This window comes from Pedobacter sp. GR22-6, from assembly GCF_037402555.1.
Lineage (GTDB): Bacteria > Bacteroidota > Bacteroidia > Sphingobacteriales > Sphingobacteriaceae > Pedobacter.
This window is the reverse complement of record NZ_JBBEUC010000001.1, coordinates 386,506-395,483: the sequence shown is the minus strand read 5'-3', so window position 1 is coordinate 395,483 and position 8,978 is coordinate 386,506. Positions and strand designations below refer to the sequence as shown.

Below are 8,978 nucleotides of genomic sequence, written 5' to 3'. Positions count from 1 at the left end.
CACAAAATTAAGCAATTTTAGAACTGCACATCTGCAAACCACTTTTTATAAATGGTCTGGTAAAGGCCATTTTCTTTCAGGGTACTCAATGCCTGATCGAACTGGGCTTTCAGCTGCACATCCCCTTTTTTCATGGCAATGGCATACTGGGAATCGGTATTGGGCAGGTACATCCCTACTTTCAATTTCGGATTCTTCTGCAGGAACCCTCCTGCAATGGGAGAATCGTCGATCAGCATGTCAATCTTTCCCGCCTGAAGTTTGCGGTACAGCTCCCGGTTGGTTTCTGCATGCACCATATTGTTGGCCGGGAAATTCACATGAACATATTTTTCTGCCTCCGTAGCTTCACGGATCCCTATGGTCTTATTTTTGAAATCGGCAATTCCAGACAGGTTATCGCCGTGATTGATTACAGCGCAAAGCCGGAAATGCAAATAAGGATTGGAGAATTCCAGGATATGACGGCGGGAATCAGTCACGGTCACGGCAGAGCAGATCAGGTCGAGTTCACCTTTAAAAAGCTTCTCCAGGATATTAGACCACAAAGAAACTTCATATTCCAGTTCAAAGTCGAGTATTGCTGTGATGGCCTTCATCAGGTCTACCTCAAAACCCTCAAAAACTTCGGCATTGTAATCTGAATGCATTGGAAATGGAGCTGCAGAATCTAATCCGACTTTTAGTGTTCTTTTATGAGCCATATAAGGAGCTGATGTAGATGGTTCCCGATGGTGCCAATTTACATCTTTTCAACAATAATTTAACATAAAACCCATTTTAAAAATATTCACAACCATATTCGAGCCCCTTTCTTGTGAATCCGGCATGGGCTACCTGGAAAGCGGAATGGTAAAATAAAAGGTTGAGCCTTTGCCATATTCACTGTCTACCCAGATCTTTCCACCATGGTCTGAAATGATCTTAGAGGTAATATAAAGTCCCATTCCAAGCCCGGGATGTGTATTGCTCACTTCCTGCTGCCGGTAAAATTTCTCGAAGATCCGGTCCAGATTTTCAGCGGACATGCCGATTCCACTATCGGATACAGCAACCTTAACATGGTCCTTGTCCAGGGAACTCTTTACACGGATCAGGGAATTTTTAGCGGAGTATTTCGAAGCATTACCAATCAGGTTACTGAGTACCTGCTCCATACGCAATTTGTCCATGCTTACCGAGACTTCCTGACATGCACTGATCTCCACTTCATTCGAAGGATACACATATTTCAGTACAGACAGAATATCATCGATGAATCCATTGATCCCAACCTCTTCGTAGTTGTATTCCAGACTGCCATTTTCAACCTTGGAGACATCCATTAGCTGATTGGCAAGATAGGTTAGTTTAATTGTTTGCCCGTTGAGCTTATTGATGATCTCATTCGCACGATCGCTACAATCTGCATTCAAAGATTTCAGCATCTGTGCATAGGCTTTAATGATCGTAATCGGTGTTTTGATTTCGTGACTGGCTATGGAAATAAACTCACGCTTTTTCTCATCAATAAACTTTGCTTGCCGGAGTTCTTCTTCCTGTTCACCAGTGATCTTGCTGAGCTGAAAATTACGCTTTTTTATTTCTTCGTAAGCGTTTAAGGGCGGCTCATGATCAAAGTAGTCCTTAAGTAGTTTTATCTTTACGGGGTCGAGCTTTAAAGAGCGGGGAATGCCGATCTGCATCGTGATCAGGCTTTCGGAACCGGATGTGCTCAGGTTAAACTCAGGCACCAGTTTTTGGGCATAGTAAAAGCCTTCATCTGACCTGCTGAAGCTGACCTCACTGTCAAAAACAAGGTGTGCCGTCAAAGCATAGCGCGGCAGGCTGCCACTCACATAAATGCTCAAAATACCGCTGTCAGTATGCTCTATAATGGTACGTGCCGCTTCAGAGACAGCGGTTGCAAAGGTAGTTTGGGTTGCGACTGTCAAGCCCAGCTTCTCCGCAACCTTCATGGTGCGTTTGTGCGAAAGCACAAGATCCATCTCGTTTTCCAGTGATATGGCTATGATTTCAGTCATTCTAATTCAATTTAACAATAATCACCGACATATCATCGGTCCGGCGGGCCTGGTCCTTATAGAGCGCTGCACATAAGATTGCAGGATCACACTTCTGGATCATAGGATATTTACTCAGCTCCCAGCGGGTCTTAATGCCATCTGAACAAAGGATGACCTGATTGTATTCCATGCTGCTATATTGTTGATCATTCATACTTCCTGGGATGTTGTGCCCCACAATACCGTTATAGCTCATGTGATTTTTATTGGTTGTAGGCCCTATCCAGCGCGCAGCGATATTACCGATCCCTGCCGAGGTCCAAAGCCTGGTCTTGAAATCATAGGTTACAAGTGCAGCGACCATACCCCGGGTCTTTTTAATGGAGCCGTGTATGAACCGAAGTATCTCTGTGGGACTATTGTCGGGACATACCCTAAAAGCCATTGCAGCTTCATTGACAGCTTTATTGGCTTCCGGTCCGTGACCCAGCCCGTCGCAAAGCAAAAACTGGATCTGGTCTTTATTTTTTTTATAAACCAGCCCATCGCCACTCATCGTCTCGCCTGGTTTGGCCACAACAAGTGGCCTGATGGTAATGGCCGATTTTTTTGCCGGAACCTGCTTCAGGTAAATCCTGCTGAGCAGGATCGTTCCCCAGCCCACTTGGGAGTAAATGTCAAAAGTATCAGATAAGCGCTGAATGCTGCCCAATCCGTGTCCCATGGTATTACTGGTAGAAACACCATCAATCAGCATCCTTGAAGGATTCTGTATTCCTGGTCCACTATCTATACACAATAATTCCAGGTATGGCGCTTCCTGGTCTTGTACAATACCGAACAGCAGTTCCCCATTATCCGCATATTTAAACAGGTTGCTGGTCATCTCTGCAACAATGATATCCAGTTCTGCCAGCCTGGTCGGTGCCAGTCCGGCTTCCGATGCGCGTTGGTGTATGTCTTTTTTCAACAAAGAGAAATAACTCCTGTCGTTAGCGGCAAGGCTTATGTGTGTAGCATCAACCATTGGCCCATTTCAATATCATCACGATAGTTCCCTCTCCAACTTTACTTTTTATGTCAAATTCATTAACCAGTCTTTTAGCACCGGGAAGCCCCAGTCCGAGGCTTCTGCCCGTGGAGTAGCCGTCTTTCATGGCAAGCGCAAGATCCGGGATCCCTGGGCCCTGATCGGTAAAAGTAAGCCTAACGCCATTGTCGCGTCCCCGGGACACGATCTCAACCAGGCAGCTTCCTCCATTACCATACCTGAGCATATTTCTCAACAGTTCGCTGGCCGCTGTGATCAACTTGGTCTGGTTCACCAGCCCCATCTTGATTTTTACCGCAACTTCTTTGACACGGTTTCTCAACAGAACAACATCCTGCTCCCGCATGACCTGAATGTTGTCTTTACTCAGCGACAGAATCATCGTCCTCGTCGTAAATGTCCCCGGCTTCTTCATCACTGCCGATCATAGATTTCAGCAGTGTCATTCCACGATCCACATTCAAGGCGGTATGCACCCCTTTTAAAGGGAGACCAAGTTCAATCAGGGTAATGGCCACAGCTGGCTGCATACCGACCACCACAGTTTCCGCATCCAGGATTTTGGACATGCTGGCAATATTGCCGATGATCCTGCCCATAAATGAATCTACTATGGAAACCGCCGAAATGTCAATCAATACACCTTTTGCACTGGTCTTATTCACCATTTGTACCAGATCTGCCTCCAGATTCAGCGCAAGCCGATCATAAAGATCAACCTGGATCGTGACCAGCAAAAAGTTTCCCATCCTCAGAATAGGAATTTTATCCATAACGTTATTATAATTGGTTCTTACTTGTTAAATTTTGTCTCCGCACTTCCAGTTTGAGCACCTTGAAGGCATAAGCCAGCGCACTGGCTAAACTCGCCTTCGTAATGATATTGGAAAGGTCTATTCCCAGATGCACAACGGTTTGGGCAATTTCGGGCCTTATACCGCTAATGATGCATTCTGCCCCCATGAGTCTGGTCGCACTAACTGTCTTGATCAGGTGCTGGGCAACCAGCGAATCAACGGCAGGAACTCCGGAAATGTCCAGAATTGCGATGCTGGAACCTGTTTCCACTATCTCCTGCAAAAGGTTTTCCATAACGACCTGTGTCCTCGAACTGTCGAGTGTCCCAATAATAGGCAAAGCAAGAATACCATCCCAAACGCGGATTACCGGTGTCGAAATCTCTGCAATTTCATCCGTCTGTCTCAGGATCACCTCTTCACGGCCTTTGATAAAAGTCTCGAAAGTAATGATGCTCAGGTTATCCATCACTCGGTTAATTTTTGTCGATTCTTCAAAAAGAACTTTACCGTCGGAAACCTCATTCTGCAATATGGTAAGCAAAGCTTCCTTCAATGAAAATACAAATCTGCCGGTTTCTCTTGGGCTAAAGCCCTGTCTTGCCCTCGTAATGGCAATGCCACCCAGGATTTCAATCACAGGGTTCCAGTTGTCTCCTTCCACATCATCAAGATCATTAGAAGAAAGGTTATCGATAAGTGAAGAAATAAGCTCTTCAGACTGAACCCTGAGGTCCTCATTGCTGATCAGGTCTTCACGTAGACCATCGTCTGCCAGTTGATTTTTCATCCAGAGTTCAAGGATGTTCTTTTTTTGTTTTTGTAGCAATTTGTGGGTGTTAGATGACATTTTTGAATGACGGGTTAAGGTTTTACGCTAGACTCAGCACACGTGAATATATAATTTGACAGACAAGGTAATCATATATAAATGTAAAAGAGAAAAATGTGAAAATTAAACAAAATATACGTATTTATCTCTAAACCTCAGATTTGGCAGCTGAATTTCCTCTGTATCAATAATATTGAGAAAGCCAAAATTAGCACTCTACAAATCAGCACCTTAACCGATGATTGACCCGCTTCGAGCCTTAATGTTATTGTAGACCATTGATAGTGCTCATTCCGCTGTTAGGGGAGCCCCCTGATCTGGAAAGTATATGACCCGTATCCGGTACTGAGCACCTCCATGGTTGCTATATCACGGCCAGAAGTACAGATCTCCCTCATAGGAAAGGGATAAGAAGGAATAACCTTCCAGATCCTAATCTATCCCTATGATTAGGCTATATAATTGATATCCATTGAAAGGCTATTAGTTACCCATGGCTATTTTAATATGGGCTAAGTGATGTTTTACATGCCAGGCAGACATCGCAACGGCTTGCACTTGATTGATATTAAATGCCCTAACGGGGTGGTAATAGGAGATGCTTAATTGTTCTTGAGATAAGGATCTGATTAGAAAAAGATATCTTTTAGTGATGCCTTCAAGCATGACTAAGGAATCTTCAATAGGGGCGCTAAAGCCGTCTTTTGTATTGGCCCATCCGTTTATATCGACAAGAGTTACTTCTTTATAATCAGGTTCTGTAATTGCCCTTTTCATCCTGAAAAAATGAAGTAATTGCATATCTGCGACGTGATGAACCAATTGCTGTATATTCCAGCTCCCGGGACGGTAAGTTTTCAAAAGATCTGCTGCATCAATGCCTTGGATAAGGTCTTTATAAACAGCAGGAGCACACTCTATATCGCTGATGAGTGAACTTAACTCATCATAACTATATTCATCCTTTTTCGTAAAAGGTCCAATTGGAAATTTAAGGTGGTTTGTATCGTCGTTGTTTTCCATGCGCTAAAACTAATGGTAATCGGCTTGATACGCGATCACTGCTTTGTAAAATTAGCACGTTGAATTTTGTATCTTTCGGGCAAAAAGAGTAAATATGAGAAAACCTGAAGCTTTTATTTTTGACTTGAACGGCACGATGATCGACGACATGGAGTATCATGCCATTGCCTGGAGTACTGTACTGAATGATGATCTGAAGGCTGGTCTTACTTATGATCAGGTTAAATTGCAGATGTATGGCAAAAACAGTGAGTTGCTGGATAGGGTGTTTGGGAAGTCGCATTTTACACCGGAACAGGTTGAGGAGATCTCAATGGCTAAGGAGCGTCGTTACCAAAAAGACTATTTGGAGCACATGAAGCTGATTGAGGGCTTATCGGATTTTTTTGAAAGGGCTGTCAAAGGTAATGTCCGGATGGCTATTGGTTCTGCAGCCATTCCTTTCAACATTAATTATATTTTAGACAACTTGAAGGTCAGAGATTATTTTGCTGCAATTGTGAGTGCAGATGATGTGGTGATTAGTAAGCCTGATCCTGAAACCTTCCTGAAAGCGGCTTCTTTATTAGCTGTTGATCCTGCTGCTTGTATTGTATTTGAAGACGCACCCAAAGGTGTAGAAGCAGCACAGAATGCCGGAATGCAAGCTGTTGTGCTGACCACCATGCACGAGAAAGAAGATTTTAGCCAATACACAAATGTCTTGGCCTTTGTTTCTGATTACAACGATCCTCAGCTAGCTGTTCTTTTTAGCTAACGGTTTTTTGAACGCCTATAAAAGCTAATCCAGTAACTCCATTGCTTTCTTATTATAATCTGATAAACTTCAAACCACAACCATATTTATTTTGATCTTCATGGCATTAAGGTATATTTTTTTGCAAAGAATGTGTCGCACAGCCACTTTGGGTCTGCAGAAAGTTAAAAACCTTTCATTTTGAAAAGGAAGATTTCCATTTTGGAGCTTAAAGCAGTAAAATCAGAAAAGCCAGGTCATCCAACCTGGCTTTCTTTTTAAACAAAACTTAGATCTAACCAAACATCTAAAAGTTCAGACAATTATGAGAACTGTACTGGACGTCAAGGGCGGATTCGAACCGCCGTCAAAGGTTTTGCAGACCCTCACCTAACCACTCGGCCACATGACTATATGTTGTTTCAAATGCAGCTCCCTGCGTTTGATAATACAAATATACATATAAAGTCTATTAATTTACTAGACTTTTTTAAAAAATATTTTTTGCCTCTTGGATTGCCGGTGGATATGGCTAAATAATTGCTAATATTGTCGCAAATACCCTGCTATGCAATACACGGTTTTAATAATAGACGACGAAAAAAAATTGTCCGGCTTGATGGCGAGGATTATAGAATTAGAAGGGTTTAAAGTATTTCAAGCATATACTGGAAAAGAAGGCCTCAAAATCCTTTCCGCCCAGGAGATCTATGTAGTGCTTAGTGATGTAAAGCTGCCTGATGTAAACGGTGTGGAACTGGTCAAAGAAATCAAAAAGATCAAACCCCATGTGGAAGTGATCAACCTCACTGCATTTGGTACCATCTCCGACGGTGTAACTGCAATGAAAAACGGTGCGTTTGATTACATTACTAAAGGTGACGACAACGACAAAATCATCCCCTTGCTGCATAAGGCTCTGGATAAGGCCAAATTGCAATACCGGGTGACAGAACTGGAAGGGAAAGTATTGAAAAAGCATCGTTTTGAAGGAATTCTCGGTCAGTCGAAGCCGATCAGGGAGGCTATAGATCTCGCCCGGAAAGTGGCTATTACGGATACGACTGTACTTTTGCTGGGTGAAACGGGGACGGGAAAAGAAGTATTTGCCCAGGCGATTCACTATGCAAGCCCGCGACAGCAGAAGCCCTTTGTAGCAATCAATTGTAGTGGTTTCAACCCGGAACTGCTGGAAAGCGAACTATTTGGGCACAAGATCGGGGCATTTACAGGCGCAGTAAAAGACAAAAGAGGTCTCTTGGAAGAAGCCAATGATGGAACGCTATTCCTTGATGAAATCGGAGAAATGGGACTGGAACTACAGGCCAAGTTATTGAGGGTACTGGAAAACCAAACCTTTATTAAGGTTGGTGATACGCAGACCAGCAAGGTCAACGTACGCATCATAGCGGCTACGAACCGGAATTTGAAACAGGAAGCGGAGGCTGGCAAGTTTAGACTTGACCTTTATTACCGACTTTCGGTATTCTCCATAGAACTCCCTTCCCTGTCGCAACGAAAAGGAGATGTGTTACTAATTGCAACACATTATCTGCAGCAGTTTGCTGAAAAACTGAATAAAAAAGGGATGGAGATGGAGGATGAATTTGCAGATTTGCTCCGTGCTCATCCATGGAAAGGAAATATCAGGGAGCTAAAAAACGTAATGGAACGTGTGATGATCCTTTCTGATGGTCCGGTACTAAGCGCAAATCTCTTACCTTATGAGTTTCATCATCCGAATGAACATGAAGCAGACCTCATGAAAATGGAGGCTATGGAAAAATACCATATCCAAAAGGTATTGAAGCACACTAATGGTAATAAGACTGAAACAGCCCGTTTACTTGGGATTGGCCTGACAACATTATACCGTAAGCTGGAAGAATATAGGCTTAGTTAAATCGAAATTTTAAATTATCCAGATGTTTGAATCCTCAAAAAAATCCAATGTAAAACTCGATAAAAAAGCCGCCCTCGCTAAGGCTGAGCATTATTGTGCGTATCAGGAGCGGTCCCAGCAGGAAGTAAGGGACAAACTATATGAATGGGGTCTGTGGAGTAATGAGGTTGAACAGACCATTTCGGATTTGATCCAGACCAATTTCCTGAGCGAAGAACGTTTTACACAAGCCTATGTATCTGGCAAATTCAACATCAAAGGATGGGGTAAAAACAAAATCAAACAGGGGCTTAAGTTAAAGAAAGTACCGGATAAAATGATCAGCAATGCCTTAAAGGCGATCGACCATGACGATTACCTGAAGGCAATCCTGTCTGCTGCAGAGAAAAAATCGAAAACGATACAGGAAAAAGACGCTTACAAAAGAAAGTATAAGCTGGTTAGCTACCTTTTAGGAAAAGGTTTTGAAAATGATTTAATTTTAGAGGTACTGAAAAACAATAACTTAACATAGAACGCTTAATTTTTATTAAAAATAACTTGACAGCAATATAAATCTGCTTATATTTGCATTCCCAAACGGAAACAACGGGTTGTCTTTTAGAAAGCCAATTGAAGTTAGGGAAGGTA

10 protein-coding genes and 1 tRNA gene are annotated in these 8,978 nt (G+C 42.9%); 3 read left to right on the top strand and 8 right to left on the bottom strand.

Annotated elements, in window-relative coordinates:
• Positions 1–17 precede the first annotated feature (17 nt).
• From WAE59_RS01775 to WAE59_RS01745, 7 genes are all read right to left on the bottom strand, one after another.
• Complete coding sequence (locus WAE59_RS01775; RefSeq protein ID WP_337854207.1) at positions 18–704, bottom strand: substrate-binding periplasmic protein; 687 nt, start codon at positions 702–704, stop codon at positions 18–20.
• A gap of 129 nt (positions 705–833) precedes the next feature.
• Entirely contained in the window at positions 834–2,024 is a 1,191-nt protein-coding gene (locus WAE59_RS01770) for an ATP-binding protein (RefSeq protein WP_337854206.1), read from the bottom strand.
• 1 nt (position 2,025) lies between these two features.
• On the bottom strand, positions 2,026–3,033 hold the full coding sequence (locus WAE59_RS01765) for an ATP-binding protein (protein ID WP_337854205.1): 1,008 nt from the start codon (positions 3,031–3,033) through the stop codon (positions 2,026–2,028).
• On the bottom strand, positions 3,026–3,472 hold the full coding sequence (locus tag WAE59_RS01760) for an anti-sigma regulatory factor (RefSeq protein ID WP_337854204.1): 447 nt from the start codon (positions 3,470–3,472) through the stop codon (positions 3,026–3,028). The genes WAE59_RS01765 and WAE59_RS01760 overlap by 8 nt, the downstream gene beginning before the upstream one ends.
• Positions 3,420–3,830 carry an STAS domain-containing protein gene (locus WAE59_RS01755; protein ID WP_337854203.1) on the bottom strand — a complete coding sequence of 137 codons (411 nt, stop codon included), beginning with the start codon at positions 3,828–3,830 and terminating at the stop codon, positions 3,420–3,422. Before WAE59_RS01755 ends, WAE59_RS01760 begins: the two co-directional genes overlap by 53 nt.
• A gap of 7 nt (positions 3,831–3,837) precedes the next feature.
• Positions 3,838–4,704, bottom strand: a complete 867-nt coding sequence (locus tag WAE59_RS01750; protein ID WP_337854202.1) for an STAS domain-containing protein — start codon at positions 4,702–4,704, stop codon at positions 3,838–3,840.
• 465 nt (positions 4,705–5,169) lie between these two features.
• A complete protein-coding gene (locus WAE59_RS01745; protein ID WP_337854201.1) occupies positions 5,170–5,709 on the bottom strand; it encodes a DinB family protein in 540 nt (179 codons plus the stop codon).
• Positions 5,710–5,803: 94 nt separating this feature from the next.
• On the opposite strand from WAE59_RS01745, the gene WAE59_RS01740 reads away from it, so the two are divergent.
• Complete coding sequence (locus WAE59_RS01740; RefSeq protein WP_337854200.1) at positions 5,804–6,466, top strand: HAD family hydrolase; 663 nt, start codon at positions 5,804–5,806, stop codon at positions 6,464–6,466.
• Between the two features lie 317 nt (positions 6,467–6,783).
• Here the strand turns inward: WAE59_RS01740 and WAE59_RS01735 are convergent.
• A tRNA-Cys gene (locus tag WAE59_RS01735) sits at positions 6,784–6,857 on the bottom strand.
• Between the two features lie 156 nt (positions 6,858–7,013).
• On the opposite strand from WAE59_RS01735, the gene WAE59_RS01730 reads away from it, so the two are divergent.
• Complete coding sequence (locus tag WAE59_RS01730; protein WP_337854199.1) at positions 7,014–8,348, top strand: sigma-54-dependent transcriptional regulator; 1,335 nt, start codon at positions 7,014–7,016, stop codon at positions 8,346–8,348.
• A gap of 22 nt (positions 8,349–8,370) precedes the next feature.
• On the top strand, positions 8,371–8,862 hold the full coding sequence (locus WAE59_RS01725; RefSeq protein WP_337854198.1) for a regulatory protein RecX: 492 nt from the start codon (positions 8,371–8,373) through the stop codon (positions 8,860–8,862).
• Positions 8,863–8,978 lie beyond the last annotated feature (116 nt).

Excerpts from the sequence above, each read along its gene's own strand:
- WAE59_RS01775 (WP_337854207.1), bottom strand. The coding sequence starts at position 704 with ATGGCTCATAAAAGAACACTAAAAGTCGGATTAGATTCTGCAGCTCCA.
- WAE59_RS01770 (WP_337854206.1), bottom strand. The coding sequence starts at position 2,024 with ATGACTGAAATCATAGCCATATCACTGGAAAACGAGATGGATCTTGTG.
- WAE59_RS01765 (WP_337854205.1), bottom strand. The coding sequence starts at position 3,033 with ATGGTTGATGCTACACACATAAGCCTTGCCGCTAACGACAGGAGTTAT.
- WAE59_RS01760 (WP_337854204.1), bottom strand. The coding sequence starts at position 3,472 with ATGAAGAAGCCGGGGACATTTACGACGAGGACGATGATTCTGTCGCTG.
- WAE59_RS01755 (WP_337854203.1), bottom strand. The coding sequence starts at position 3,830 with ATGGATAAAATTCCTATTCTGAGGATGGGAAACTTTTTGCTGGTCACG.
- WAE59_RS01750 (WP_337854202.1), bottom strand. The coding sequence starts at position 4,704 with ATGTCATCTAACACCCACAAATTGCTACAAAAACAAAAAAAGAACATC.
- WAE59_RS01745 (WP_337854201.1), bottom strand. The coding sequence starts at position 5,709 with ATGGAAAACAACGACGATACAAACCACCTTAAATTTCCAATTGGACCT.
- WAE59_RS01740 (WP_337854200.1), top strand. The coding sequence starts at position 5,804 with ATGAGAAAACCTGAAGCTTTTATTTTTGACTTGAACGGCACGATGATC.
- WAE59_RS01730 (WP_337854199.1), top strand. The coding sequence starts at position 7,014 with ATGCAATACACGGTTTTAATAATAGACGACGAAAAAAAATTGTCCGGC.
- WAE59_RS01725 (WP_337854198.1), top strand. The coding sequence starts at position 8,371 with ATGTTTGAATCCTCAAAAAAATCCAATGTAAAACTCGATAAAAAAGCC.